25 protein-coding genes, 1 tRNA gene and 1 pseudogene are annotated in these 24563 nt (G+C 70.7%); 21 read left to right on the top strand and 6 right to left on the bottom strand.

The features are described from left to right. Positions 1 to 176: 176 nt before the first annotated feature. Positions 177 to 590: a dehydrogenase gene (locus tag QWJ90_RS05040; RefSeq protein WP_290106593.1), complete on the top strand. Its 414-nt coding sequence runs from the start codon at positions 177 to 179 to the stop codon at positions 588 to 590. A 12-nt stretch (positions 591 to 602) separates the two neighbouring features. On the opposite strand, the gene radA is transcribed toward QWJ90_RS05040, so the two are convergent. Beyond that, positions 603 to 1961, bottom strand: a complete 1359-nt coding sequence (gene radA, locus QWJ90_RS05045; protein WP_290106594.1) for a DNA repair protein RadA — start codon at positions 1959 to 1961, stop codon at positions 603 to 605. Positions 1962 to 2001: 40 nt separating this feature from the next. Next, positions 2002 to 2955: an L-lactate dehydrogenase gene (locus QWJ90_RS05050; RefSeq protein ID WP_290106595.1), complete on the bottom strand. Its 954-nt coding sequence runs from the start codon at positions 2953 to 2955 to the stop codon at positions 2002 to 2004. A gap of 145 nt (positions 2956 to 3100) precedes the next feature. Here QWJ90_RS05050 and QWJ90_RS05055 point away from each other — a divergent pair, with 145 nt between their 5' ends. The 8 genes from QWJ90_RS05055 to QWJ90_RS05090 are packed head-to-tail and all read left to right on the top strand — an operon-like array spanning position 3101 to position 11153. Further along, positions 3101 to 4750, top strand: coding sequence for a TIGR04028 family ABC transporter substrate-binding protein (locus QWJ90_RS05055; RefSeq protein WP_290106596.1), 1650 nt, complete (start codon positions 3101 to 3103; stop codon positions 4748 to 4750). 7 nt (positions 4751 to 4757) lie between these two features. Further along, complete coding sequence (locus QWJ90_RS05060; protein ID WP_290106597.1) at positions 4758 to 5732, top strand: ABC transporter permease; 975 nt, start codon at positions 4758 to 4760, stop codon at positions 5730 to 5732. Further along, positions 5729 to 6574, top strand: a complete 846-nt coding sequence (locus QWJ90_RS05065; RefSeq protein ID WP_290106598.1) for an ABC transporter permease — start codon at positions 5729 to 5731, stop codon at positions 6572 to 6574. Before QWJ90_RS05060 ends, QWJ90_RS05065 begins: the two co-directional genes overlap by 4 nt. Beyond that, the gene (locus QWJ90_RS05070; protein WP_290106599.1) at positions 6571 to 8226 is read left to right on the top strand and encodes a dipeptide ABC transporter ATP-binding protein; all 1656 of its coding nucleotides are present in this window, start codon (positions 6571 to 6573) and stop codon (positions 8224 to 8226) included. The genes QWJ90_RS05065 and QWJ90_RS05070 overlap by 4 nt, the downstream gene beginning before the upstream one ends. Further along, complete coding sequence (locus QWJ90_RS05075) at positions 8223 to 9266, top strand: putative FMN-dependent luciferase-like monooxygenase (protein WP_290106600.1); 1044 nt, start codon at positions 8223 to 8225, stop codon at positions 9264 to 9266. Before QWJ90_RS05070 ends, QWJ90_RS05075 begins: the two co-directional genes overlap by 4 nt. Beyond that, positions 9263 to 9889 (top strand): CMD domain protein, encoded by a 627-nt coding sequence (locus tag QWJ90_RS05080; protein WP_290106601.1) that lies wholly within the window; start codon positions 9263 to 9265, stop codon positions 9887 to 9889. The genes QWJ90_RS05075 and QWJ90_RS05080 overlap by 4 nt, the downstream gene beginning before the upstream one ends. Next, on the top strand, positions 9886 to 10503 hold the full coding sequence (locus QWJ90_RS05085; protein WP_290106602.1) for an alkylhydroperoxidase domain protein: 618 nt from the start codon (positions 9886 to 9888) through the stop codon (positions 10501 to 10503). The genes QWJ90_RS05080 and QWJ90_RS05085 overlap by 4 nt, the downstream gene beginning before the upstream one ends. A gap of 2 nt (positions 10504 to 10505) precedes the next feature. After that, positions 10506 to 11153: a VOC family protein gene (locus tag QWJ90_RS05090; RefSeq protein ID WP_290106603.1), complete on the top strand. Its 648-nt coding sequence runs from the start codon at positions 10506 to 10508 to the stop codon at positions 11151 to 11153. 172 nt (positions 11154 to 11325) lie between these two features. On the opposite strand, the gene QWJ90_RS05095 is transcribed toward QWJ90_RS05090, so the two are convergent. Next, positions 11326 to 11826 carry a pyridoxamine 5'-phosphate oxidase family protein gene (locus tag QWJ90_RS05095; RefSeq protein ID WP_290106604.1) on the bottom strand — a complete coding sequence of 167 codons (501 nt, stop codon included), beginning with the start codon at positions 11824 to 11826 and terminating at the stop codon, positions 11326 to 11328. 213 nt (positions 11827 to 12039) lie between these two features. Here QWJ90_RS05095 and QWJ90_RS05100 point away from each other — a divergent pair, with 213 nt between their 5' ends. The 10 genes and pseudogenes from QWJ90_RS05100 to QWJ90_RS14865 form a co-directional block, all read left to right on the top strand. Beyond that, complete coding sequence (locus QWJ90_RS05100) at positions 12040 to 14205, top strand: alpha-galactosidase (protein ID WP_290106605.1); 2166 nt, start codon at positions 12040 to 12042, stop codon at positions 14203 to 14205. A gap of 75 nt (positions 14206 to 14280) precedes the next feature. After that, positions 14281 to 14371 (top strand) — tRNA-Ser (locus QWJ90_RS05105). A gap of 79 nt (positions 14372 to 14450) precedes the next feature. Continuing rightward, positions 14451 to 15077: an amino acid deaminase gene (locus QWJ90_RS05110; protein ID WP_290106606.1), complete on the top strand. Its 627-nt coding sequence runs from the start codon at positions 14451 to 14453 to the stop codon at positions 15075 to 15077. 80 nt (positions 15078 to 15157) lie between these two features. Next, positions 15158 to 15859 (top strand): HAD family hydrolase, encoded by a 702-nt coding sequence (locus QWJ90_RS05115; protein WP_290106607.1) that lies wholly within the window; start codon positions 15158 to 15160, stop codon positions 15857 to 15859. Between the two features lie 9 nt (positions 15860 to 15868). Beyond that, positions 15869 to 16876, top strand: a complete 1008-nt coding sequence (locus QWJ90_RS05120; RefSeq protein WP_290106608.1) for a phosphate/phosphite/phosphonate ABC transporter substrate-binding protein — start codon at positions 15869 to 15871, stop codon at positions 16874 to 16876. Between the two features lie 24 nt (positions 16877 to 16900). Beyond that, positions 16901 to 17728 carry a phosphonate ABC transporter ATP-binding protein gene (gene phnC, locus QWJ90_RS05125; protein WP_290106609.1) on the top strand — a complete coding sequence of 276 codons (828 nt, stop codon included), beginning with the start codon at positions 16901 to 16903 and terminating at the stop codon, positions 17726 to 17728. Next, positions 17725 to 18525, top strand: a complete 801-nt coding sequence (phnE, locus tag QWJ90_RS05130) for a phosphonate ABC transporter, permease protein PhnE (RefSeq protein WP_290106610.1) — start codon at positions 17725 to 17727, stop codon at positions 18523 to 18525. Before phnC ends, phnE (QWJ90_RS05130) begins: the two co-directional genes overlap by 4 nt. Further along, positions 18522 to 19370, top strand: coding sequence for a phosphonate ABC transporter, permease protein PhnE (gene phnE, locus QWJ90_RS05135; RefSeq protein ID WP_290106611.1), 849 nt, complete (start codon positions 18522 to 18524; stop codon positions 19368 to 19370). The genes phnE (QWJ90_RS05130) and phnE (QWJ90_RS05135) overlap by 4 nt, the downstream gene beginning before the upstream one ends. Positions 19371 to 19377: 7 nt before the next feature. After that, a complete protein-coding gene (locus QWJ90_RS05140) occupies positions 19378 to 20214 on the top strand; it encodes a MurR/RpiR family transcriptional regulator (RefSeq protein ID WP_290106612.1) in 837 nt (278 codons plus the stop codon). Positions 20215 to 20336: 122 nt separating this feature from the next. Continuing rightward, positions 20337 to 20602, top strand: a pseudogene (locus QWJ90_RS14865) (NADP-dependent oxidoreductase); the annotation flags it as partial. 102 nt (positions 20603 to 20704) lie between these two features. Here QWJ90_RS14865 and QWJ90_RS05150 read toward each other — a convergent pair. From QWJ90_RS05150 to QWJ90_RS05160, 3 genes are read right to left on the bottom strand one after another with little or no spacing between them, the layout of a single operon-like run. After that, positions 20705 to 21010 carry an EthD family reductase gene (locus tag QWJ90_RS05150; RefSeq protein WP_290106613.1) on the bottom strand — a complete coding sequence of 102 codons (306 nt, stop codon included), beginning with the start codon at positions 21008 to 21010 and terminating at the stop codon, positions 20705 to 20707. Positions 21011 to 21036: 26 nt separating this feature from the next. Beyond that, entirely contained in the window at positions 21037 to 22452 is a 1416-nt protein-coding gene (locus QWJ90_RS05155) for a dihydrolipoyl dehydrogenase family protein (RefSeq protein ID WP_290106614.1), read from the bottom strand. Then, on the bottom strand, positions 22449 to 23021 hold the full coding sequence (locus QWJ90_RS05160; protein ID WP_290106615.1) for a hypothetical protein: 573 nt from the start codon (positions 23019 to 23021) through the stop codon (positions 22449 to 22451). The genes QWJ90_RS05155 and QWJ90_RS05160 overlap by 4 nt, the downstream gene beginning before the upstream one ends. Positions 23022 to 23131: 110 nt before the next feature. On the opposite strand from QWJ90_RS05160, the gene QWJ90_RS05165 reads away from it, so the two are divergent. Further along, positions 23132 to 23698 (top strand): TetR/AcrR family transcriptional regulator, encoded by a 567-nt coding sequence (locus QWJ90_RS05165; RefSeq protein ID WP_290106616.1) that lies wholly within the window; start codon positions 23132 to 23134, stop codon positions 23696 to 23698. Between the two features lie 37 nt (positions 23699 to 23735). After that, on the top strand, positions 23736 to 24530 hold the full coding sequence (locus tag QWJ90_RS05170) for an SDR family NAD(P)-dependent oxidoreductase (protein ID WP_290106617.1): 795 nt from the start codon (positions 23736 to 23738) through the stop codon (positions 24528 to 24530). Positions 24531 to 24563: the final 33 nt, after the last annotated feature.

Consider the following 24563-nt stretch of genomic DNA (forward strand, 5'->3'; position numbering starts at 1 on the left):
ATCAACTCCAGTGCACCCAGGGCCGTCCCCAGCGGCTCGTCGCATATCGTGTCCCCAGCACGGCGGCTGCACCGGAGGGACTCGGACCCCTCGCACCTCTCGGAATACCAGAGGCGGGGGGTCCCTCATTCTCTGCGCAGGGTGTTCGCGGATCGGCCGGTCCGTAGGCTGGAGCCATGGCCTCTGCGAAGCGAAAGAAGTCCGTCGCCGCGGATCCCTCGGCATTCCGCTCCGAAGCCCTCGCCCGGGCGCTCGAGAAGCAGGACATGGCGGCGGTCGCCCTGGCCCTCCGCAACGGCAACACGGTCGTGCCGCTGCTGTCACCCGGGCCGAAGGACGACCCGCTCGACGGCGGCGAGGTCTGGACCTACCGTGACCAGAGCACGGGTCAGGTCGCACTGCTGCTCTTCAGCGACGCGCGGCACAAGCCCGGCAACCTCCCGCCGCAGGTCGGGGTGTACTCGCCCGCCTGGCTGCGGGCCTTCCTGACCCAGCACCGCACGGCGATCACCACCGTGTTCCTCGACATCGCCGGCCCTCACCCCATGCAGGCCGCGCCGGGCGACCTGCTCGCCGCGCTCGACGCCTGAGCGGTCGGCCGCTCAGAAGTCCGCGTACCCCGTGTGCTGCGGCACCAGGTGCAGGGCGCGGATGTCGTTGAGCGCCGACGAGAGCTTTCCCGACCGGTCGTCGACCACGCGCGTGTAGCCGAGCCGCGCGGCCTCCGCGCGGCGCTGCGCGCCCTGCGTCACCGGACGCACGTCGCCGGAGAGGCTGAGCTCTCCCACCGCCGCGACATTGCGTGCGATGGCGTGGTTCCGCACCGCGCCCGCCACGGCGATCGCGATCGCGAGGTCGGATGCGGGCTCCGTGAACCGCACGCCGCCCACCGTGGACACGTACACGTCGAGGTCGCTCGTCTTGATGCCGGCCCGGCGCTCGAGCACCGCCAGCACCATCGCCACGCGAGACGGATCCACACCGTGCACCACGCGGCGCGGGTTGTTCGCCTGCGTGGGCACGGTCAGCGCCTGCACCTCGACCGGCAGCGCACGGCGCCCCTCGAGCGCGATGGAGATGCACGTGCCGGGCTCAGGGCTGCCGTGCGAGAGGAAGAGCGCGCTGGGGTCCGGGACCTCGACGATGCCGTCGCCGGCCATCTCGAAGCAGCCCACCTCGTCGGCCGCCCCGAAGCGGTTCTTCAGCGCGCGGATGAACCGCAGGCTCGTCTGCCTGTCGCCCTCGAAGTGGCACACCACGTCGACGAGGTGCTCGAGCAGCCGTGGCCCGGCGACCTGCCCGTCCTTGGTGACGTGGCCGACGAGGATGACCGGCAGGTCGCGCTCCTTCGCGATGCGGATGAGCGTGGATGCCACCTCCCGCACCTGGCCCGGCATGCCGGCTGCGCCATCCGACAGGGAGGACGAGATCGTCTGCACGGAGTCGACGATGACGAGCGCGGGCTGCACCTCGTCGATGTGCCCGAGGATGCGCGCGAGGTCGGTCTCCGCGGCGAGGAACAGCTCGTCGTGCAGCGCCCCGGTCCGCTCCGCGCGCAGGCGCACCTGTCCCGGCGACTCCTCGGCGCTGACGTAGAGCACGCGACGCCCTTCGCGCGCGGACTGCGCGGCCACCTCGAGCAGGAGCGTGGATTTGCCGACTCCCGGCTCGCCGGAGAGCAGGATGGCCGCCCCCGGCACGATGCCGCCGCCCAGCACGCGGTCGAACTCGCCCACGCCGCTCGCACGACGCGGCGTCTCCGCCGTGTCGATCGACGTGATGGGGCGTGCGGACGCGGTCGGGATCAGCGGCGCCACACGGCGCGCGCCGCCCGCGGGCGCGGTGGCCTCGACGACCGTGTTCCACTGCTGGCACTCGCCGCAACGCCCCACCCACTTGGGCGACGTCCATCCGCACTCTGAGCAGACGTACGCCGGAGCGGGAGCGCGTTTGGTAGCCATGATCCCCAGCGTAGGCGGGGGTTCCGACATCGCCCTCGGGTCAGCCGCGCAGCTGCTCCTCGATGTCGGCGAGGGCGGTGGCGGACGCGCGCAGCGACGCGAGCTCGCGCTCGTCGAACGATGTCTCGCGGATGGCCGTGGCCCCGTTCGCGGAGACGACCGACGGCACCGAGAGGGCGACCCCGGCCATCCCGTGGAAATCGGACAGCACGGTCGACACCGGCAGGATGGCGTGCTCGTCGCGCAGGACCGCCTCGACGATGCGCGTGGCCGAGAGCCCGATCGCGTAGTTCGTCGCGCCCTTGCCCTGGATCACGGTGTAGGCGGCGTTCCGCACGTCGGAGGCGATCTCCTCCAGCTCGTCCAGCGTGAGCCGGGCGCCGTTCTCCGGCTGCCAGTCGAGGATCGGGACCGGCCCGATGCGTGCGCTCGACCACAGCGGGAACTCCGAGTCCCCGTGCTCGCCCACGATGTGCGCGTGCACCGAGCTCGGGGTGACCCCGGTCCGCTGCGACAGCCGCCAGCGCAGGCGCGACGTGTCGAGCACCGTGCCCGATGCGAAGAGGCGCCGCGGCGGCAGCCCGGTCTGGGCGACCGCGAGCGAGGTCAGCACGTCGCACGGATTCGAGACGACGATGTAGACCGCGTCGGGCGCGACCTCGAGCAGCTGCGGCAGCAGCGTCTCGAGGATCCGCGCGTTCGTCCCGATGAGGTCGAGCCGCGTCTGTCCTGGCCGCTGTGCGGCACCGGCCGTGATCACGACGACCTGCGCGCCGGCGACGACCGAGATGTCGCTGCCGCCCTCGATCGTGCTGGCGCCGGTGAACAGGGCGCCGTGCGCGAGGTCGAGCACCTCGGCGTCGACCTTCGCGGTGTTCACGTCGTAGAGGGCGACCTGGCGCGCGGCGCCGCGGATGAGGAGCGCGTACGCCGTGCTCGCTCCCACCGCCCCCGCGCCGATGACGGCGACCTTCGCGTTCTCGATCGCGGACATGGAACCCCTCTCGCCGAACGGCCGGTGTCCGCCCAGTCTCTTTACGTTGCATGAAGCGCGCAAGCGCCGCGAGCGCCCGCCTGTGATGGACTCTTCTCATCGGCACACGAGGCCGGTGATCCCATCCCGTCCCAAGGAGACTCCCATGTCCCGTATCCCTCGCGCGGCGCTCGCCGCGGCCTCCGTCGTCACGGCCGCCGCCCTTCTCGCCGGCTGCTCGGGCGGGTCCTCCTCGACGGGGTCGGCGCCGTCCGGCGAGCCCCAGGAGGGCGGCACGCTCACCTACCTCGAGCCGCAGACGTGGAACACGCTGTACCCGCCGGCCGCGGGCTTCTACCCGAACGGCGGCATCGTCGACAACATCGCCGATCGCCTGCTCTATCAGAATCCCGAGACGCTCGAGCTCGAGCCGTGGATCGCCGAGGACTGGCAGGTCAACGACGACGCGACCGAGTACACCTTCACCCTCCGTGAGGGCGTCACCTACTCCGACGGCTCGCCGCTGGACGCCGAGAACGTCGTGCGCAACCTCGACCTGTTCGGCAAGGGCGACCCCGACCGCGCGCTCACGGTGTCGGAAGCCATCAACAACTACGACCGCGGCGAGGTCGTCGACGACCGCACGGTGAGGTTCCACTTCACGGCGCCGTCGCCGGGGTTCGCGCAGGCCGTCTCGACGATCAACTCCGGACTCGTCTCCAACGAGACCCTGGAGCGCACCGGGGAGGAGTTCGGTCCCGGCAACGCGACCGAGATCATCGGCAGCGGCCCGTTCGTGATCGCGGACGAGGAGATCGGCACGGAGATCTCCCTCGAGGTCCGCGAGGACTACGACTGGGCGCCGCCCTCGCTCGAGCACCAGGGCCGCGCGTACCTCGACGGCATCGACTACCTCGTCGTCCCGGAGGACAGCGTGCGCGTCGGCACCGTCACCGCCCAGCAGGCGCATATCGCCCGCCAGGTGGAGGCGCCCGACGAGACGCAGTTCGACGCCGACGGGCTCTCGCTCCTCGCCGCCGCGACCAACGGCGTCAACAACGGCCTGAGCTTCCGCTTCCGCGACCCGATCCTCGAGGACATCGACGTGCGGAAGGCGCTCGTCGCCGGCATCGACCGCGAGCAGATCGTCGAGACGCTCTTCACCGACAGCTACCCGCTCGCCACCGGCGCGCTCGCCACGACCGCGCTCGGCTACACCGACACCTCCGAGTACTACCAGTACGACCCCGACAAGGCAGCCGAGCTGCTGGATGGCGCGGGCTGGGAGATCGGCTCGGACGGCGTCCGCGAGAAGGACGGTCAGAAGCTGTCCCTGACGTTCAACGAGGCCCTGCCGCAGCCGCGCTCGGCTGAGGTCGTCACGCTCATCCAGGAGCAGCTGGGGGAGCTCGGCATCGAGGTGAACCTGCTCCCCGGCGATCAGGCCGCGCAGGACGCCGCCCGCGTCGAGGTCGGCACGCTGCAGGTGTACCACTCCATGGTCGGCCGCGCCGACTTCGACGTGCTGAAGTCGCAGTACCACTCCGGCAACCGCAACACGCTGCTGAACGGCTACCCCGATGGCAGCATCGGCGACGAGGAGCTCGACCAGCTGCTGCAGCAGGTCGCATCCACGCCGACCGAGGAGGGCCGCGCCGAGGCGTCTGCCGCCGCGCAGCAGCGCATGGCCGAGCAGGCGTACATCCTGCCGATCTTCGAGGAACCGCAGGTGTTCGGCTTCGTCGACGCGGTGCAGGGCTTCCGCACGGAGTCGGTGGGCCGCCCGTGGTTCTACGACACCTGGCTGGCCCAGTAGGCGCCGGATGACCTACGTCCTGCGACGCGCCGGGCAGGCGCTGCTGGTGCTCGTGCTCGCCTACACGGCGGCGTACGTGCTCCTCGCGGCCCTGCCCGGCGACGCCGTGCTCGCCCGGTACGGCAACCCCGATCTCGGCCTCACGCCCGAGCAGCTCGACGAGATCCGCGCCTCGTATGGCGCGGATCAGCCCCTCATGCTCCGCTACCTCGACTCCGCAGCGGGCTTCCTCCGCGGCGACTTCGGATTCTCCGTGCAGAGCGGAGCGGCGGTGTCCGACCTCATCGCCGCGAACCTGCCGTCGACCCTCCTCCTCGCGGTGCTGGGGCTTGGGGCGGCGATCTTCCTCGCCGTCACGATCGCGTTCACCGCGACCTACGGCAAGGGCGGATGGCTGCGCCGCGTCTTCCGCAACATCCCGCCGTTCTTCGTCTCGCTGCCGCTGTTCTGGGTCGGGATCATCCTCATCCAGGTCTTCTCGTTCCGGCTGCGGCTCATCCCCGCGATCGGGGCGAGCCCGGTCGAGTCGCTCATCCTGCCCGTGGCCACCCTGGCCATCCCCATCGCCGCGCCGCTCGCGCAGGTGCTCATGCGCAGCATCGACGAGGTGCGGCACCGCCCGTTCGTCGCGGTCGTGCGCGCCCGCGGCGCCAGCACGTCGTGGCTGCTGTGGCGGAACGTCGCCCGCAACGCGCTGCTGCCCACGCTGACCATGGCTGGACTGCTGTTCGGCGAGCTCGTCGGCGGCGCGGTCGTCACCGAGACCGTCTTCGCTCGCAACGGCGTCGGGCAGCTGACCGCGCAGGCCGTCGCGAACCGCGACACCCCGGTGCTCCTCGCGGTCGTCGTCATCACGACGGTGACCTTCGTCGTCATCAACCTCGTCGTCGACCTGCTGTACCCCGTGCTCGACGCGCGGCTGCGGACGTCCAGCCGTGCCACCCGTTCGGCTCGGCCTGCTCGCAAGGGAGCCCTCCGATGAGCACTCTCCTCGCTCCGACCCGCCCCTCCCGGACCCGGCTCGGCCGCGCGCTGCTGCGACCGGGCGTCCTCATCCCGGTGATCGTGCTCCTTCTCGCGCTGGCATGGGCGATCGCGCCGAACCTGTTCGCCCCGCTCAGCCCCACCGAGAGCGTGGGCCGCTCGCTGCAGGCACCGAGCGGTGCGCACTGGTTCGGCACCGACGCGACCGGGCGCGATGTCTTCACGCGGGTCGTCCACGGCGCCTCGCACTCGATCAGCGGCGCGCTCATCGCGGTGCTCGTCGGGCTCGTCGTGGGCACCGCCATCGGCGTCACCGCGGGAGCGACCGGCGGCGTCGTCGACGACGTGCTCATGCGCGCGGTCGACGTGCTCCTGGCCATCCCCGCCCTGCTGCTGTCGCTGAGCGTGGTGATCCTGCTGGGCTTCGGCACCACGAACGCGGCCATCGCCGTCGGCGTGACGTCGATCGCGGTCTTCGCGCGGCTCGCGCGCGCGGAGGTCGTGAGCGTGCGCGTGAGCGAGTTCGTCGAGGCCGCGTACGGCTCCGGCGGCACCTTCCTCAGCGTGCTGTGGCGGCACATCCTGCCGAACTCCCTCACCCCCGTCATCGCGCTGGCCGCCCTGCAGCTCGGCTCGGCCATCCTGCAGATCTCGACGCTGGGCTTCCTCGGCTACGGCGCCCCGCCGCCCACGCCGGAGTGGGGTCTGCTCATCGCGGAGGGGCGCGACTACGTCGCCACCGCGTGGTGGCTGACCGTGCTCCCCGGCGCGGTCGTCGTGATCGTCGTGCTGGCGACCAACCGCCTCAGCCAGGCGATCCGAGGAGGGGAGCCCGCATGACCGGGCCGCTGCTGTCCATCCGCGACCTCGCCGTGCAGTACCGCACGGGCCACGGCCCGGTCGATGCCGTGCGCGGCGTCTCCTTCGACGTGCAGGCCGGCCAGGTCACCGCGCTCGTGGGCGAGTCCGGATCGGGCAAGACCACCGTCGCGCAGTCGGTCATCGGCCTCCTCGCCTCCAACGGGCACGTCTCCGGCGGCAGCATCCGGCTGAACGAGCGCGCGTCGGGCGAGACCGAGCTGGTCGGGCTGAACGAGCGCGGATGGCGACGGCTGCGGGGGCGGTGCATCGGCCTGATCCCGCAGGACCCGGGCAATTCGCTCAACCCCGTCGCGACGATCGAGTCCAGCGTGTCGGAGGCCCTGCGCATCCACGGGTGGCGGGACCGGCGGAAGATCCACCAGCGGGTCATCGACCTGCTCGAGCGCGTGGACATCGACGACCCGGAGACGCGGGCGCGGCAGTACCCGCACGAGCTGTCGGGCGGCATGCGCCAGCGCGTGCTCATCGCGGCGGCGCTCGCGCTCGAGCCCGAGCTGATCATCGCCGACGAGCCGACCAGCGCCCTCGACGTCACCGTGCAGCGGACCGTCCTCGATCTGCTCGACCGGCTCCGCGAGGAGACCGGCACCGGCATCCTCTTCATCACGCACGACCTCGCCGTCGCCGCGGACCGCTCCGACGACATCGTCGTGATGCGCGGGGGAGAGGTGCAGGAGGAGGGGCCTTCGGCCACCGTGCTCACGGCGCCGCAGTCGCCCTACACGCGTACGCTCCTCGCCGACGCGCCCTCTCTCGCGCAGATCGTCGAGCGCACGCCGCCGGTCGTCGAGGCCGGCGCGCGTCCGGTCGTCGAGGTGGCGGGACTGCGGCAGGAGTTCTCGCGCGGCGCCGGGCGCGAGCCCCTCGTCGCGGTCGACGACGTCACGTTCGCGGTGCCGCGAGGCACCACCCACGCGCTCGTGGGGGAGTCGGGGTCGGGCAAGACCACGACCGGGCGCAGCATCGCGGGGTTCAACCGTCCGACCGCGGGGGCCATCCGCGTGGGCGACGTGGACGTGACCGCGCTGCGTTCTCCTCGGCAGTTCCGCCGCACGACGCAGCTCGTCTACCAGAACCCCTACGGATCGCTGGATCCGCGGCAGACGATCGCCGACATCCTCGCCGAGCCCCTGCAGAACTACCGCATCGGCGACCGTGCGGAGCGGGCCGACCGGGTCGCGCATCACCTCGAGCTCGTCTCGCTCGCCCCCGAGATCGGACGGCGCCGGCCGCGGGAGCTCTCCGGCGGGCAGCGGCAGCGCGTCGCGATCGCGCGGGCGCTCATCCTCGAGCCCGAGGTCGTCGTGCTCGATGAGGCGGTCTCGGCCCTCGACGTCACCGTGCAGGCGCAGATCCTGCGTCTGCTGGCCCGCCTGCAGAGCGAGCTGGGGCTGACGTACGTCTTCATCTCGCACGACCTCGCGGTCATCCGCCAGATCGCCGACACGGTGTCGGTGCTCCAGCGCGGCCGCCAGGTCGAGCTCGGCAGCGCGCGGCAGGTCTTCGACGACCCGCAGCACGCCTATACGCGGCAGCTGCTGGCGGCCATCCCCGGCGCATCGTTCACCGGCGCGCCATCCGCCGGCACGTCATTCGGAGGAGAGGCATGACCCGGATCGGATTCTTCACGCGGCTGCTCGAGGACGCGCCGGCGGCAGACCGCTACCGGTTCGCGCTCGAGCAGATCGCGCAGGCCGAGGCGTCGGGCTTCGCCTCGGCCTGGGTCGCGCAGCATCACTTCGGCGAGCACGAGGGCGGGCTCCCGTCGCCGTTCGTGCTGCTCGCGGCCGCGGCGGAGCGGACCTCGCGCATCGAGCTCGGCACCGCCGTGCTCACGCTGCCGATCGACGACCCAGTGCGCTCGGCGGAGGACGCCGCCGTGCTCGACCAGCTGAGCGGCGGCCGCGTGCAGCTCGGCGTCGCCTCCGGCGGCACGCCCGCCTCGTTCGCGGCCTTCGGGCGGAACGCCGACCGGCGCCGCGAGATCTTCGCCGAGCACCTCGAGGTGTTCCTCGACGCACTCGAGGGGCGCGGCATCCGGGGCACCGAGTCGCGCGTCTACCCTGCCGCGGGCGACCTCTCCCGGCGCATCTGGCAGGCCACGTTCTCCGCCGACGGCGCTCGCCGTGCCGGCGAGCGCGGCGACGGACTCATGCTCTCGCGCACGCAGCCGCGACCGGAGGGCGCTCTCGACGCGCCGCTCCACGAGGTGCAGCTGCCGATCATCGAGGCCTACCGTGCCGCGCTGCCGGACAGCGCCGTGCCGCGCGTGCTGGCGTCACGCACCGCGCTCGTCGTCGACCCCGAGCACCGCACACGGGCGCTCGAGCTCGCGCAGGATGGCCTCGCCCGCCTCGCGCAGACGATGTTCCGCGTCGACCCGGCCGGCATGGGCATCGACCAGCTCGCGCGGCTCACCGACACCCACGTCGGCACCGTCGACGAGGTCGTCGCCTCGCTCGCCGCCGACGAGACGCTGCCCGCGGCCACCGATGTGTCGTTCCAGGTGCACTCGATCGCAGCGACGCACGAGCTCACACTGCGCTCGCTCGAGCTGCTCGCGACCGAGGTCGCCCCGCGGCTGGGGCTCGCGACTTCCGCATCCACTACCGCCTCCGTTCCCGAACTCGTCACCGAAGGAGCCTCATGAGCCAGAACGCGGACATCATCGACCTGCTCGCGGGAGTCGCCCCGGGCAGCGCGCTCTCGGCCATCCGCGACCAGCGCGCGCAGGCTCGAGAGAACGCGCAGCGCAGCTTCGAGGCGCTGCTGGAGCCGGCCGACCCCGGCACCTTCCCGCACGCGGAGCGCTATGCGGTCGCCGCCTTCACCGCGCGCCTGCACGGCTTCGGCGAGGCCACCGCGTTCTACGCGGATCTGCTCGGCGATGAGGCGCCCGAGCTCGTCGACGCGGTCGATGCGTCGGCGGCGGATGGCGCCACGCGCGGCCCGTACGGCGCCTACCGTGAGGAGGGGCTGCGGGGCGAGAGTACCGAGGGCCTGCGCTGGACCGCCGATGCCGCCGCGCTCGGCGAGCGCCTCGCGGCCGCGCTCACCCACACGCACCTGCTCGTCTTCCGGCCGCGCGAGGCCCGGCCCACGGCCATCCGCTCGCTCGTCGATGCCGGCTGGAGTGCAGACGACATCGTCTCGCTGTCGCAGCTCGTCTCGTTCCTCACCTTCCAGCTGCGTGCGGCGTGGGGACTGCGCGTGCTGGCGCGCAACACGAACGACACGGCATCGACCGACTCACGCGAAGGGACCGCAGCATGACCGAGCTCGTCACCGAGTACCCCGACCTCGCCCGGCCCGAGGCGTTCACGCAGCAGGGGCTCGGCTGGGTGCCGTGGCTGCTGCCGATCGCCGAGGCCGACCTGACCGACGAGCAGCGCGACGCGCTCATCGAGCCCGCGCGCGCGAAGATGCCGTACTTCCGGCTGCTCGCGCGCGACCCCGACGCGCTGCGGGCGCGGACGCTCACCGACCGCGACATCTTCTTCAACGTCACGAGCGGCGTCGGGCGGGCGGAGCGCGAGCTCGCGGCCGCCGCCACCTCGCGGCACAACGGCTGCGTCTACTGCGCGCACGTGCACGCCGCGGCGGCCACCCGCGAGTCCAGTCGCGAGGCCGACGTGCAGCGCCTGCTCGACGAGGGCGTCGGCGCCGACCTGGGCGATGAGGTCTGGAACGCCGTCGCGGCGTCGTCCGTCGCGCTCGCGGAGACGCCGCTGGCGTTCGGCGATGCCGACGTGCAGCGGCTGCGGGACGCCGGTCTCGACGACGCCGACATCGTCGACGTGATCAACGGCGCGGCCTTCTTCAACTGGGCGAACCGCCTCATGCTGTCGCTGGGCGAGCCCGAGGTCCCGGCCCGGCGGCGAAGGTGACCATGGCCATCCCGCGCCTGCTCGACCACGTCGTCATCGCCGGGCCCGACCTCGCGGAGCTCATCCGGTGGTTCGCCGAGCGCACCGGCGTCACGGCCGCTCCGGGCGGCGTGCATCCGACGGGGACCGCGAATGCGCTCGTCGCGCTCACGGTCGGCGGGGAGCGCGGGCGGCAGTACCTCGAGCTCATCGGCCCCGACCCCGACCGCGCAGACCCGGCGCTGCCGACGACGTTCGGGATCGACGCACTCACGGCGCCGGTCGTGCGGACGTACGCCGTGCATCCGGATGACATCGACGCCACCGTGGCGGGCGCTCGCGAGCGCGGCTACGACCCGGGCGAGGTCAGCGACCTGTCACGACGCACGGCCGATGGCTCGCTGCTGCAGTGGCGGCTGACGCAGGGGGAGGGGCGGCGGCTCGACGTGCCGTTCCTCATCGACTGGGGCGCCACCGCCCATCCGGGGCTCGGCGACATCCCCGCCGTGGAGCTCGTGGCGTTCGAGCGGGTGGAGCCGGACCCCGCCGCGCTGCACGATGTGCTCGATGCACTCGCCCTCGGCGACGGCGTCGCACCGGTCGTCGAGGGCACGCCCGCCGGGTACCGGCTCACGCTGCAGCCGACGGAGGGGCGGGTCGCCGTCCTGTAGGAGCCCGGGGCGGGCGAGGTGGCGGCGGGCCTGCGCCGAGAGCGCGTCGGCGCTCCGAGACTGCGCGTGCGCTCACGGTCGCCGCGCCGACGCTCCGAGACCGCATGCGCCGCACGCGGTCTCGGAGCGAGGACGCACCTTGCGAGCGACGGCGCGGTCTCGGCGCGACGCGCTACAGCTCGACGCTGCGGTTCGTGCCGACGTCGGGCCGACCGCCCGTCATCGCGGTCTTCACGATCTTGAACGCCGCGACGACACCCGGGTCATCCTGCGACCAGTACTCCGCCGACTCCGCGTGCACCTTGATGAGCGCGACGGTCGGGTCGTCCTTCCCGTCGGGGAACCACGCCGCCACCATCGACGACCAGTACTCGTCGACCTTGGCGCGGTCGTGCACGACCTCCGCCGCCCCGGCGATCGAGAGGTAGCCCTTGCCGCTCTCGAACGCGACATTGACCTGCGGGTTCCCGGCGATGTCGCGGACCTTGTCGCTCGGATCCTGCGTGAAGAACCACAGGTCGCCGTCGAACTCCACGTCCTGCGCGGCGAGCGGACGGCTGTGCAGATGCCCCGCGTCGCTGATCGTCGTGAGCAGGCCGATCTTGGCCGCCTTCACGATGCGCTTGATGGTCTCGTGGTCCTCTTCGGTCGCATGCCGGATCTCGTTGTCCATGCTTCTCCCTTCGTGGTCCTCCGAGCCTAGGAACCCGCGCCGTGATGCGAACCGCCTTGACAGGTGCCGCAGCAGGCGACAGAGCGTGGCGAGCGCGCCGTGACGCAGGCGCACGAGGGCATGCTCGTCCCACGATTTGATGAACCGGGATGGCGCAGGGGAGTCTGTTCTCGACGACGACGACGACGACGCCGTCGAGACGGAGGCCACCTCATGACCCACAGCCCGATGACCCTGCCGGGAGTCCACGACGACGGCGGCCGTGCTCTCGTGCCGTCGGTGACGATCTTCCGCTCCGCCGGCGCGGCGCTCGTCGTCGCGTTCCGCGACGACGGGCTGCCGGAGGTGCTGCACTGGGGGAGCGACCCCGGGCCCGTCGATGCCGCGAGCCTCGCCGCTCTGGATGCCGCGGCGGCGCGGCAGGTGTCGGCGAGCGCCCTCGATGAGCCGTGGCCGCTGACCATCCTGCCGACCGAGCGCGACGGATGGCAGGGGAGGCCCGGCATCGCGGGTGCGATCGGCGGAGTCCCGCTCCTGCCGTCGTGGCGCGTCGCCGCCGTCGAGATCGACGACCGCGGCTTCTCTCTGCGCGCGGAGGCAGACGGCGTGCGCCTGCAGAGCTCGCTCCGCTTCGACGAGGCCGGCGTGCTGCTGGTGTCTCACACGCTGGTGAACACCGGCGACGAGGCGATCGCGCTCGCGGCGCTCGAGGCGACGCTGCCCTTGGCCGAGCGGGCGACCGAGCTGCTCGACTTCAGCGGCCGATGGACCCGCGAGCGCACGCCCCAGCGCCGTCCGATCGGGATGGGCAGCCACTCGCGCGAGTCGCGGCGCGGACGCACCGGGCACGACGCACCTCTCGTCGCCGTGGCCGGCACGCCCGGCTTCTCCGACCGGTGCGGAGAGGTGTGGGCCGTGCATCTGGCATGGAGCGCCGACGCGATCTACCGCACCGACCGGCTCCCCGAGGGGCGCTCGGTGCTGGGCGCGGCCGAGCTCCTGCGCGCGGGGGAGATCGTTCTCGCGCCGGGTCAGTCGTTCGTCACACCCGACGCATGGTTCATCTGGAGCGACGCCGGGTTGGATGGCCTCTCCGCGCGGGTGCACCAGACTCTGCGCGCGCGGGAGCGTCACCCGCGCAGCGACCGTCCGGTGGTCCTCAACACGTGGGAGGCGGTCTACTTCGCCCACGAGCTCGAGCCGCTCGTCGCGCTCGCGGATGCGGCGGCGGCCGTCGGCGTGGAGCGGTTCGTGCTGGATGACGGCTGGTTCCTCGGCCGTCGCGGCGACGACGCGGGGCTCGGGGACTGGGCCGTCGATCCGGAGGTGTGGCCGGAGGGTCTGCACGCCCTGGTGGATCACGTCCGCGCGCGCGGCATGGGCTTCGGCCTCTGGGTCGAGCCCGAGATGGTCAATCCCGACTCAGAGCTCCACCGCAGCCATCCCGACTGGCTGCTGACGCCATCCGCTCGGTCGTGGCGGAATCAGCAGGTGCTGGATGTGGCACGCCCCGATGTCGCTGCCTGGCTGCTCGAGCGCCTGGACGCGCTGCTCACCGAGTACCCGATCGAGTACCTGAAGTGGGACCAGAACCGCGACCTGCTCGAGGCCGTGCACGCGGGGCGCCCGGGCGTCGACGCGCAGACGCGCGCGGTGTACGCGCTCCTCGACGAGCTGCGCCGGCGCCATCCCGGGGTGGAGATCGAGTCGTGCTCGTCGGGCGGCGCGCGTGTGGACCTCGGCATCCTCGCGCGGACGGATCGGGTCTGGGCATCCGACACGAACGACCCGATCGAGCGCGCCAGGATCCAGCGCTGGACGGAGCTGCTCCTGCCGCCCGAGCTCATCGGCAGCCACGTGGGCCCCGCCCGCGCGCACACGACGCATCGGGTGACCGACCTGCGGTTCCGGATGGCCACGACGCTGTTCGCGTCGGCCGGGATCGAGACCGACATCACGCGCTTCACCGAGGAGGAGCGTGCGGAGCTGACCGCCTGGATCACGGAGTACAAGCGCCTGCGGACGCTCATGCACACCGGCGAGCTCATGCATGCGGAGACCGAGGATGAGGGCACCGCACTCACCGGCGTCGTGTCGGCGGATGGCTCGCACGCGCTGTACCGTCTCACGCGCGAGGCGACAGGGGAGTGGGCGGTGCCGCCAGCGCTGCGGCTGCCCGGGCTCGACCCGCGGCGCACCTACCGCGTCGACGTGCTGCCGGCGCTCACGGCCGCGCGCTTCCTCGACGTCAAGCCGGTGCCGTGGGTGGCGGCGGGCGGCGTGACGCTGCCGGGCTCGCTGCTGACGACCGTGGGCGTGCGCGCTCCCCTGCTCGCGCCTGCGTCGGCCCTGGTGGTGGAGGCGGTGGCGATCGCGTGAGCCCCGACGGTCCGGGGAAGCGCCGGGCGACGCGCCGATTCGCGTCTGGGTGGGAGTTGTCCTAAGCTTGTCCGCGGTGACGTGTCCGAGCGGCCGAAGGTGCAACTCTCGAAAAGTTGTGTAGGGTAACCCCCTACCGTGGGTTCAAATCCCACCGTCACCGCCACTGAGAACCCCCGGTCTTCCGGGGGTTCTCTGCTTTTCCGGATGCGCTCATGCCCGCCGATGCATGGCATCCTCGGACGGTGATACACGAGGAACGCGGTGAGCCGAGCTTGGCGGCGGTCTGCGCCGTGGTGCGGCGGGATGTGACCGAGGGTCTGCTGCAGCTCTGGGGGCGGTCGACGGTCATCGACGAGCACGTCGGGCAGGCGGTGATCGCTTCGGCGGTCTTCGAGGCGCTGCATGAGGCGGCTGGCCTCGATGAGGAGTTCCCGGAGGGCAATGCAGGTCTGCTGCACGTCTACGGGTACTGGTTCTCCGACGTCCTCACGCCGTTCGGCCGCAAGCGCGACAGATGGGTGGACGGCGCGCTCGCGGCGGCTCTCGGTCGCGACCGTCGTGCCTTCCACCTCGACGCCGACGACGACACGTCGCTGCTGGAGCGGGTGACGGAGGCAACGCTGCCGGTGCTCCTCGATCCACCTCGGGCGGCCGTCTTGGTGGAGCAGCCCGTCGGCGACCACCTCACCAGGGTGGTCGTGCAGGCCTCTCCGGATGGACTCGGCTCAGCGCTCATCTACGGAGTCGACGGCGGAAGCGGCTTCCGGTTGATCACCGCGTTCCCCGTGGCAGGCGACGGGCGAGAGGTCCTGGCGGACTTCTCGAGCTCCGCGCAGCTGCGCTGGAACGCCGCCTCGCGGCCGACGTAACCAGACGTTCACTCCCCGGATGACGATTCGTCCATATTGCGGCGTACGGTCGGACGCATCGTCCAGCATCGGGAGCGCGCATGAGGCCCAGCATCATCTTCGACTTCGACGGCACCCTCGCCGTCGGATCCGGTCCCGTGCGCGCGTATGCGCAGCTGGTGGCTCTCACCGCCAGAGCGGGGTACCTGCAGCGGGTCGAGGCCGCATTGCGCGCATTCGAGGACGGGGATACGACCTACCGCGACGGGTACGACGTGGTCGGATCGCTCGCCGCCGACGACGGCGTGGACGGCGCCGCGATGAGCGCCGCCTACCACGGCAGCCGTGACCTGCTGGGCAGTCCCCTCGCGCCCGTCTCAGCGATGCCCGATCTCCCTGGGTTCCTCGAGCGACTCTCCGGGCACGCGCGCCTCGTGCTCGCGACCAACGCGCCGGAGGCGGGGGTCGAACGAGTGCTCCAGGCATGGGGCGTTCGTGATCGCTTCGACGCCGTGCACGCGACGGTAGGGAAGCCGGCGGGCCTCGCGGCGGTCATCCGCGCTCTGCTCGAGGACGGACCCGTGCTCGCTGTGGGCGACATCTTCGACTTCGACCTCGCACCAGCGCAGGCCCTCGGCGCCGACACCGCGCTCGTCGGCGCGACGGCCGCGACCTCGCGCGCGTCGGTGACGATGCGCGGCGCCGACCTCGGCCACATCCGCGGCGATATCGAGACCTGGGCCGCGACCGCGGCTTCCCGGAACCCCGCGCCCGAGGGCGCAGACCCCCTCATCGAAAGGTAGCTCCGAGCAATGCGCACCCCTCTCATCGCCACTGGCGCTCTCGCCGTGGCCTCGCTCGCTCTCGTCGGATGCAGCACCGGCTCCGGCGACTCCGCCTCCGCCGACGACTCGTGGCCTGAATCCATGACCATCTCCCTCGTCCCCTCCGTGGAGGGAGAGGATCTCGCCGAGGCGCTGGATCCCCTCACGACATATCTGTCCGACGAGCTGGGCATCGACGTGGAGGGAGTGGTCGCGACCGACTACGCCGCCACGGTCGAAGCGCTGGGCGCCGACCAGGCGCAGGTCGTCATCACGGATGCCGGATCGCTCTACAATGCGATCGAGCAGTACGACGCCGACCTCATCCTGCGCGACGTGCGGTTCGGGACCACGTCCTACGCGTCCGTCGCCTACACGAACGATCCCGACACCTACTGCGACGACGAGCCGGTCATGGCGACATACGACGCGAGTGGAGTGGAGCTCGCCTACTGCAACGGTCTGGAGAAGCCCGGCGAGAGTGCGACCGGCCGAGGACCGGCCGGCCTCGAGGCCTTCTCCGAGATCGGCGAAGGCACCAGGGTGGCGCTGCAGGCGGCCACCTCGCCTGCCGGCTACCAGTACCCGATGGTGGCCATGGAGGACGCCGGCATCGACACCGACGCCGACATCACCGAGATCCCGGTGGAAGGCAACAACAACGCGGTGCTCGCCGTGGCCAACGGAGACGCCGAGATCGGCTTCGCGTACTGGGACGCCCGCACCACCGTCCTCGAGGAGGCCCCGCAGGTCGCGGAGAATGTCGTCGCCTTCGCCTACACCGAGATGATCCCGAATGGAGGAGTCGCCGTAGCGTCGTCCCTGCCCGACGACCTCGTCGCCGAGCTCGCCGAGCTCATGGATGGATACGCCGAGTCATCCGAAGAGGCTGCGACGGTGATGTTCGACCTCGTCGGCCTGTCCGACTGGACGGACGAGACGGCTGAGGACGAGATCACGCGCTACGGCGAGATCCTGCAGCAGTTCGCCGGCTGAGACCGCGCACGAGGAGCACCACGCATGCACATGGATGCACGCCGAGCGGGGGCCGGGCAGAGCCCGGCCTCCGCGTCGTGGCACATCGAGCTCGATCGGGTGTCGGTGACGTACCCGAACGGGACGCACGCGCTGCGCGACGTCTCGCTGCGCATCGAACCGGGGGAGATGGTCTCGATCGTAGGGCTGTCCGGCTCGGGCAAGTCCACGCTGATCCGCACCATCAACGGTCTGGTGCGCGCGACGAGCGGCTCGGTCGAGGTCGGACCGTTCGCGATCGACGCGTTGAGCGGACGGCGACTGCGCGAGGCGCGCGGTCACATCGGCATGATCTTCCAGGGGTTCAATCTCGCTGAGCGCACCGACGTGTTCCACAACGTGCTCGTGGGTCGGTTCGCCCACACCTCCGCGCTGCGCTCGCTGCTCGGAGTGCCGACCGCTCACGACCGCGACCTCGCGCTTCGAGCCCTGGATGCGGTGGGGATGCTCGAGAAGGTCTGGACCCGCGCGGGGTCGCTCTCCGGCGGCCAGCAGCAGCGGGTCGCGATCGCGCGGGCGCTCAGCCAGGAGCCGAACGTGATGCTCGCGGATGAGCCCGTGGCGTCGCTCGACCCGCCCACGGCTCACGCGGTGATGGCGGACCTGCGACGCATCAACGCCGACCGCGGGCTCACCGTGCTTGTCAACCTCCATCTCATGGACCTCGCTCGCCAGTACACGACGCGGATGATCGGCTTGCGCGGGGGCGAGCTCGTCTACGACGGATTCGCTCACGAGGCGACCGACGCCGACTTCGAGCAGATCTACGGGCGTCCGGTGCAGGCGCGCGACCGCCTCGAGGCCCGCGCATGAGCTCCGAACTCCTCGTTCCGGAGCGGCCTCGGCACCACCTGCGCATGGTCGCCGGCGTCGGCGCGTTCGCGGCATTCACCGTGGCGGCGTGCTTGCCCGCGATCGGCGGCGTCGCGCTCGACTTCGGGTCGATCGTCGACAACTGGCGCAACGGGGCGGACAAGATGCTGCAGTTGCTGCAGCCGAACCTCGCGTTCGTGCCGCGCACGCTGGGGCCCATGCTCGAGACCCTGCAGATGGCACTGGTCGCCGCAGCAGTCTCGGCTCTCCTGTCGGTTCCCCTCACGCTGTGGGCCGCTCAGCCGACGAACCCGAACGGTCTCACTCGTCGCTCGGTCCGAGCCGTCGTCAACGTCGTGCGGGCGGTGCCCGACCTCGTCTACGCCACGGTCCTCGTGGCGATGGTCGGTGTCGGGGCCCTGCCCGGTGTGCTCACGCTGCTGCTGTTCGACATCGGCATCATGGTCAAGCTCGTCTCGGAGTCGATCGACGCCGCCGATCACCGCTACATGGAGGCGGGAAGGGCAGCCGGCGGCAGCCAAGGACAGATCAACCGCCTCACTGCGCTGCCTCAGACCCTGCCGCTGTTCGCGAACCAGTGGCTGTATGTGCTCGAACTCAACGTGCGCATCTCCGCCATCCTCGGCATCGTCGGGGCCGGTGGCGTGGGGAGGCTCCTCGACGAGCGCCGCGCGTTCTACGCCTACGCCGACGTGTCGGTGATCATCCTCGAGATCCTCGCCGTCGTCGTGCTCATCGAGGTGCTCTCCAATCTGCTGCGACGGAGGCTCGTATGACGGCCGCAGTCTTCGACCCCTCCGTCAACGTCACCGCGGCGCCGCCGCCGCGGCCGTCGAAGATCGGTCAGACGGTCGCGGCGGCCCTCGTCGGCGTCGTCATCCTCGCCGCGGGCGCAGGACTGCAGATCTCCTGGAACGCTGTCCCGCAGCTGCCGGCGAGGATCGCGGACTTCCTCGCGCTCATGTTCGCCTCCCCGGACTGGGGTCGGCTGCCGCGGGCCCTGCTGGAGACCTGGCGATCGATCTCGATGGCGTGGATCGGCGCCATCCTCTGCGTCGTCCTCGCGATCCCGCTCGGCATGCTGACGGCGCACGGAGTCGGCCCGGCGTGGCTGCGCGCGATCCTGCGGGCTCTCTTCGCCGTCATCCGCGCGGTTCCGGAGGTGGTCATCGCGCTCATCCTGCTCACCGTCACAGGACTCACTCCCTTCACGGGGGCACTGGCGCTCGGAATCGCGGGCATCGGCACCCAGGGCAAATGGGTGTACGAGGCGATCGAGTCGGCGCCGCAGGGCGCTTCCGAAGCCGTGCGGGCAGCGGGTGGCACGACGGCGCAGATCGTGCGCTGGGCGCTCTGGCCGGCGGTGGCGCCTGCGCTGATGTCGTTCGCGCTCTACCGCTTCGAGATCAACATCCGCACGTCCGCAGTCCTCGGCCTCGTCGGAGCGGGCGGCATCGGAAGCATGCTCTCGAACTACACGAACTTCCGCGAGTGGGATACTGTCGGCATGCTCCTCATCGTCGTCGTCATGGCGACGATGATCATGGACGCCGTCTCCGGCGCGATCCGTCGTCGGATCATGGAGGGGAGCCGCGCTCGTGGCATGGCGCGGAGCAGCTGACGCTCCGGTGAGCGCGCGCGTGCTCTCGCTGCTGCCGTCCCTGCAGCGCACCGAGCAGCGCGTGGCGGAGGCGGTCGTCGCGGATCCGGGTGGGACGGTGGAGCGCACGGCTCAGGAGCTGGCCGATGCCATCGGCGTCGGCCGCACCACTGTCGTCCGCACCGCGCAGTCGCTCGGCTACGACGGCTATCCGCAGCTGCGGGTCGCGGTCGCCCAGGAGCTCGCGCTGCGGCGTTCGGCGCCCGCGCCCCAGGGGGCGGAGGATTCTCCCGTGGGCGAGATCAGGGCCTTCGCGGCACGATTCAGCGCGAATCTCGGACACTCGATGTCGGCCCTGACCGACGAGGCGGTCGCCGCATTCCTGGAGACGCTCGACGAGGCCGAGCGGGTGCTCGTCGTCGGCAACGGCCTGTCCGGCCCGCTCGGGCTCGACCTCATGCTGCGTCTCAACGCCGCAGGACGACCGGCGGAGCAGCTGATGGATCCGGTGGCCCAGCAGATCTCGGCGCGCCAGCTGGGCTCGGCCTCTGCCTGCGTCGCGATCTCGGGCTCGGGGGCGAGCCGTGCGACGGTCGTGAGCATGCGTGCCGCGCGCGACAGCGGCGCGCGAGTGCTCGCCGTCACGTCCTTCGCCCGGTCGCCCGTCGCCGACGCGGCGGACGTGGTCCTCGTGATCCCGCCGGCGAACGACAGCTTCCATGACGAGCTGATCCACACGTCACGGGCGGCGCTCATGCTCGTGAACGAACAGCTGGTGGATCTCCTGATCGCGCGCCGAGGTGGGCGCGGGCAGGATGCGCGGGCGGCGTCGCTGTCGGTGCTCGGCGGCTCCTTGCAGGAATGATCCCCGCCTAGGTGTATGGAGTCATCAGGCCGGTGACACGCGGGCTGCGGGCGTGAGTCCGTGGCTGGAGTGGGTTCGTTCAGTGTCGTAGTGCTCGATCCAGGGCGCAAGGGCGTCGGCTCGGGCTCGGCGCCGGGGTCAGTGGCACAACGGCTGAGTTCGCTGTTCTGACTGCATGGAGCGCCGTGTCGGAACAGTGGACAACGGCGCAGGCCGCGTCAGCAGGTCTTGCGGGCGCTACTGCCGCCACAGCCATCGAAGCGCTCGGCGGCCACAAGGGCGCGCGACCGTACTCATCGAGGGTCCTTCCGGGGCAGTGGGCAGCGCAGCCGCGGCGTTCGCCCTCGCCGCGCGCGCTGCCGTCATCGGCACGGGTAGCCGAAGCAGCATCCCTTCCCGGTGATCGTCGCAACGCGTCCGGAGGCTGGCGGCTGTGGTGGTCGGTCGCTTGGCGGGATGCAGCTGACCACCGCATCCCGCCGAAGCGCCTTCAGGAGTGTTGGATGTCGGAGAAGAGGCCGGTGAAGGCGGCTCCTGAGCCGACGAGTCGCTGGAAGAACTCCCCTGCGGTCGGCGTGCTCACAGCGGCTGAGGCGGCCTCGTAGCTGTCGAAGTAGAGGTCGAGGGTTCGGTGGGCGGGGGTGGGTGTGCCGTCCTCCTTGGGCCAGACCTTCGCCTCTTCGAGGCGCCGGAGTTCGGGGAGCTGGCGGGCGAATGCAGCGATGTCGGCGTACGCGGTCTCGAACCGCGCCATGTCGGCGGGGTTCTCGATGATGATGGTGATCTTCGTGGGCATGGTGCTCTCTCTTTCTTGGGTGGTTGCTATTGCGCGGCCGGTCGGCCGTACGTCTCCAAAAGTCGCAACCAGACCTCGCTGATGGTGGGGTAGGCAGGGACGGCGTGCCAGAGCCGGTCGATGGCGACCTCTCCGACGATGGCGATCGTGGCCGAGTGGACGAGTTCCGCGACGTCCTGTCCGACGAAGGTCGCTCCGACGATCACTCGTCGGTCCTCGTCGACGACGAGCTTGGCTCGTCCGGCGTATCCATCGGCATGGAGCTTGGCCCCGCTCACCCATCCGAGGTCGTATTCCACGGTGCGGTAGCGGATGCCTTCGCGCCGTGCGCCGTCCTCGGTCAGCCCGACGGCAGCGACCTCGGGGTCGGTGAACACGACACGAGGCACGGCCGAATGATCGGCGGAGGCGACGTGCTGACCCCACTTCTCGTCGGAGACAGTAGCGCCTACTGCTCGCGCCGCGATCGCCTCGCCTGCGGCACGCGCTTGGTACTTGCCCTGATGGGTGAGCAGAGCCCGCCCGTTGACGTCCCCGACGGCGTAGAGCCAGTCAGTGCCGACCGCCAGCATCGTGTCGTCGACCTCGATCGCACCGGTAGGAGGCAGCCCGACCGTCTCGAGCCCGAGGTCATCGGTGGCCGGTCGACGGCCGGTCGAAACCAGAAGCTCGTCAGCCACGACGGTGCTGCCGTCGGCCAGCTCGATTGTCACGCTCCCCTCGTGAGCTCGGTCGACCCGCACGGGGGTGGCGGCGGTGTCGACCGTGACGCCCTCGGTGACCAGCGCCGCGGCGACCAGCTCGCCGACGAAGGGTTCCTCGCGTTCGAGCAGTGGGTTACGCGATAGCAGGGTCACCTGCGAACCGAGGGATGCGAAGGCGAATGCGAGCTCGGTGCCGGCGACCCCGCCGCCGATGATCGCCAAGCGCGGCGGTACATGCTCGGCGGACGTGGCCTCGCGGGTGCCCCACGGTGAGGCTGCGGCGAGTCCCGGAATCGCGGGCAGCACCGGAACGGATCCTGTAGCCACGGCGACCGCCCCGGCCGTGTAGAACCGGTCGCCCACGGCGACTCGTCCCCGGCCCGTGATCCTCCCGCGACCGCGGATCAGATCGATGCCGGCGGATTCCAGCCAGGACACCTGGCCGTCATCGCTCCATCCGTCGGTGAATGCCGTCCGTCGTGCAAGCACAGCGGCCGCATCGATGCCGCCCGTGATCGCGTCGCGAGCGCCAGCGAGGCGCTGCGCAGCGCGAAGGGCGTGGCCACTTCGCAGGAGCGCCTTGGACGGCATGCACGCCCAGTAGGAGCACTCCCCACCGACGAGTTCGGCCTCGATGATCGCGACGCGAGCGCCGCGCTGGGAGGCGTAGCCGGCGACATTCTCCCCGACGGGACCGGCGCCGATGACGATGAGGTCGTAGTCGGTCGTGCCGTTCATGAGGTGACCCGCTTGCGCAGGATGCTCGTCAGGTGGATCGCGGAGATCAGGAAGAACACCGCGCCGAGAAGCGCGTATCCCGCGACTCCGGTGATCGCTCCGCTGCCCTGCAGTCCCTGGAAGAGGAATGCCGATCCGGCGAACACCGAGATCCCACCGGAGAGCATCTGCGGCACCTGTCCGCCGGCGCGACGGTTGCGGACGGCCGTGACCAGCTGCGGGATGCCCGCACCGATGGCCCAGAGTCCCCAGACGACGAGCGCAGCCGATGCGGACACCGTGGAGGCCCATCCCAAGGCGATCGCGACCAGGATGCTGACGACGATGTTCACCCACTCGGAAATCTTCGTTCGCTCGGAGTCCTTGTTCGACCGAAGCTGCCAGAACACGGCGGCCGCATCGAAGAGCGGGTAGATGATCAGCAGGGTCGTCAGGAACGGGCCCATCGATCCGCCGGTTGCGAACAGCAGCGCTGCCCATACGAGCGTGAAGCCGAACCTGGTGAAGTAGAGGCGGCGCAGTGCGGTGCCTGTAGCGGAGGAGGCGGTCGAGTCGACGGCGGTGGTCATGGTCATTCCTTCAGGTCGAAATCTAGGTAGAGTTACTAGTACGTCTACATGGATGACCGTAGACTCATTCGGGAGGTCGCGCAAGCAGCGTCTCGAGATCGGAGCAACAGATGGCGCCCGCCGCAGACACACGGTCGCGGATACTCGCAGCAGCGAACGAGCTGTTCTATGCGCAGGGCATCCGCGCGACCAGCGCCGACCGCATCATCGAGCAGGTGGGGATCACGAAGGTCACCTTCTACCGCCATTTCCGCACCAAGAGCGACCTGGTCGTCGCCTACCTAGAGGCGCAGGCTGCTGCGGAGAACGACTGGATGCTCAGCGTCATCGACCCCGGGGAACCCGCCGGGTCGTTGGCCGCACTGGCCGCAGGCATCGGAGCGGCGAGCTGTCAGCCCGGCTTTCGCGGGTGCGCTTTCATCAACGCCGCCGCTGAGTTTCCGGATCCGGAGGACCCCGTTCGCCGGACCGTCGACGCGCACCGGGAACGAATGCTCCAGACCTTCGCTGAGATCGCCCTCGCAGGGGGTGTCAGCGACGTGCCGGCCAGCGCGAGACAGATGATGTTGCTGCGTGACGGTGCCATGGTCAACGGATATCTCGGTGAACCCGAAGCCGTGGCCGAGGCTCTCGACGCGGGATTCGCTGCCATTCTCACGCAGGCTGCACTTCGATAGACCCACACACAGCGGGGTGCCCGCGGATTGGTGAATCATGAGACTCGACCTCACCGGAACTGTTGCGCTGATCACGGGATCGACCCAGGGCATCGGGCTTGCGATCGCCACCGGACTCGCCGGCGCTGGCGCGCACGTGATCGTCAACGGGCGGCGCGCCGACGGAACCGAAGCCGCGAGAGAGTCGATCCTCTCGGCCGTGCCGGGGGCGAAGGTGTCCATGCTGTCGGCGGACCTCGCTTCAGAGGAGGGAGCGGGTACCGCATCCGAACGGTTCCCGGATGTCGACATCCTCGTCAACAACCTCGGGATCTTCGGATCAGAGGATGCACTCGAGATCGAAGATGACGAGTGGCGGCAGTACTTTGAGACGAACGTCCTCTCAGCAGTTCGGCTGACGCGAATGTACCTTCCGCGGATGATGGATCGGAGGTGGGGACGGGTGCTGTACATCGCGAGCGACTCGGCATACGTCACCCCCATCGAGATGATCCACTACGGCGTGTCCAAGACCGCGCTTCTCGGCGTCTCACGGGGTTTCGCGAAGGTCGCCGCGGGGTCGGGAGTCACCGTGAACTCTGTCATTGCGGGACCCACCCATACGGGCGGCGTTGAAGACCTCGTCTACGAGCTCGTGGACCGCTCCGTCCCCTGGGAGGAGGCGCAGCGCCGTTTCATGACCGAGCATCGCCCCCAGTCCCTCCTTCAGCGGCTGATCGAGCCGGAGGAGATCGCAAATATGGTGGTCTATCTGAGCTCCCGGCAAGCGTCTGCGACCACGGGTGGCGCTCTGCGCGTCGACGGCGGGTACGTCGATTCGATCGCTCCGTGACCGACGACTTCACGCGCCCCCGGTATCGGCAGT

The sequence above is a fragment of the Microbacterium oryzae genome (assembly GCF_030406385.1).
GTDB lineage: Bacteria > Actinomycetota > Actinomycetes > Actinomycetales > Microbacteriaceae > Microbacterium > Microbacterium oryzae_A.

Bases quoted from the DNA above. Each gene is read 5' to 3' on its own strand.
- QWJ90_RS05060 (WP_290106597.1), top strand. From the start codon at position 4,758: ATGACCTACGTCCTGCGACGCGCCGGGCAGGCGCTGCTGGTGCTCGTG.
- QWJ90_RS05150 (WP_290106613.1), bottom strand. From the start codon at position 21,010: ATGCCCACGAAGATCACCATCATCATCGAGAACCCCGCCGACATGGCG.
- QWJ90_RS05120 (WP_290106608.1), top strand. From the start codon at position 15,869: ATGCGCACCCCTCTCATCGCCACTGGCGCTCTCGCCGTGGCCTCGCTC.
- phnE (WP_290106611.1), top strand. From the start codon at position 18,522: ATGACGGCCGCAGTCTTCGACCCCTCCGTCAACGTCACCGCGGCGCCG.
- QWJ90_RS05115 (WP_290106607.1), top strand. From the start codon at position 15,158: ATGAGGCCCAGCATCATCTTCGACTTCGACGGCACCCTCGCCGTCGGA.
- QWJ90_RS05095 (WP_290106604.1), bottom strand. From the start codon at position 11,826: ATGGACAACGAGATCCGGCATGCGACCGAAGAGGACCACGAGACCATC.
- radA (WP_290106594.1), bottom strand. From the start codon at position 1,961: ATGGCTACCAAACGCGCTCCCGCTCCGGCGTACGTCTGCTCAGAGTGC.
- phnC (WP_290106609.1), top strand. From the start codon at position 16,901: ATGCACATGGATGCACGCCGAGCGGGGGCCGGGCAGAGCCCGGCCTCC.
- QWJ90_RS05085 (WP_290106602.1), top strand. From the start codon at position 9,886: ATGACCGAGCTCGTCACCGAGTACCCCGACCTCGCCCGGCCCGAGGCG.
- QWJ90_RS05065 (WP_290106598.1), top strand. From the start codon at position 5,729: ATGAGCACTCTCCTCGCTCCGACCCGCCCCTCCCGGACCCGGCTCGGC.
- QWJ90_RS05170 (WP_290106617.1), top strand. From the start codon at position 23,736: ATGAGACTCGACCTCACCGGAACTGTTGCGCTGATCACGGGATCGACC.
- QWJ90_RS05155 (WP_290106614.1), bottom strand. From the start codon at position 22,452: ATGAACGGCACGACCGACTACGACCTCATCGTCATCGGCGCCGGTCCC.
- QWJ90_RS05070 (WP_290106599.1), top strand. From the start codon at position 6,571: ATGACCGGGCCGCTGCTGTCCATCCGCGACCTCGCCGTGCAGTACCGC.
- QWJ90_RS05075 (WP_290106600.1), top strand. From the start codon at position 8,223: ATGACCCGGATCGGATTCTTCACGCGGCTGCTCGAGGACGCGCCGGCG.
- QWJ90_RS05100 (WP_290106605.1), top strand. From the start codon at position 12,040: ATGACCCACAGCCCGATGACCCTGCCGGGAGTCCACGACGACGGCGGC.
- QWJ90_RS05160 (WP_290106615.1), bottom strand. From the start codon at position 23,021: ATGACCACCGCCGTCGACTCGACCGCCTCCTCCGCTACAGGCACCGCA.
- QWJ90_RS05050 (WP_290106595.1), bottom strand. From the start codon at position 2,955: ATGTCCGCGATCGAGAACGCGAAGGTCGCCGTCATCGGCGCGGGGGCG.
- QWJ90_RS05080 (WP_290106601.1), top strand. From the start codon at position 9,263: ATGAGCCAGAACGCGGACATCATCGACCTGCTCGCGGGAGTCGCCCCG.
- QWJ90_RS05055 (WP_290106596.1), top strand. From the start codon at position 3,101: ATGTCCCGTATCCCTCGCGCGGCGCTCGCCGCGGCCTCCGTCGTCACG.
- QWJ90_RS05090 (WP_290106603.1), top strand. From the start codon at position 10,506: ATGGCCATCCCGCGCCTGCTCGACCACGTCGTCATCGCCGGGCCCGAC.
- QWJ90_RS05165 (WP_290106616.1), top strand. From the start codon at position 23,132: ATGGCGCCCGCCGCAGACACACGGTCGCGGATACTCGCAGCAGCGAAC.
- phnE (WP_290106610.1), top strand. From the start codon at position 17,725: ATGAGCTCCGAACTCCTCGTTCCGGAGCGGCCTCGGCACCACCTGCGC.
- QWJ90_RS05040 (WP_290106593.1), top strand. From the start codon at position 177: ATGGCCTCTGCGAAGCGAAAGAAGTCCGTCGCCGCGGATCCCTCGGCA.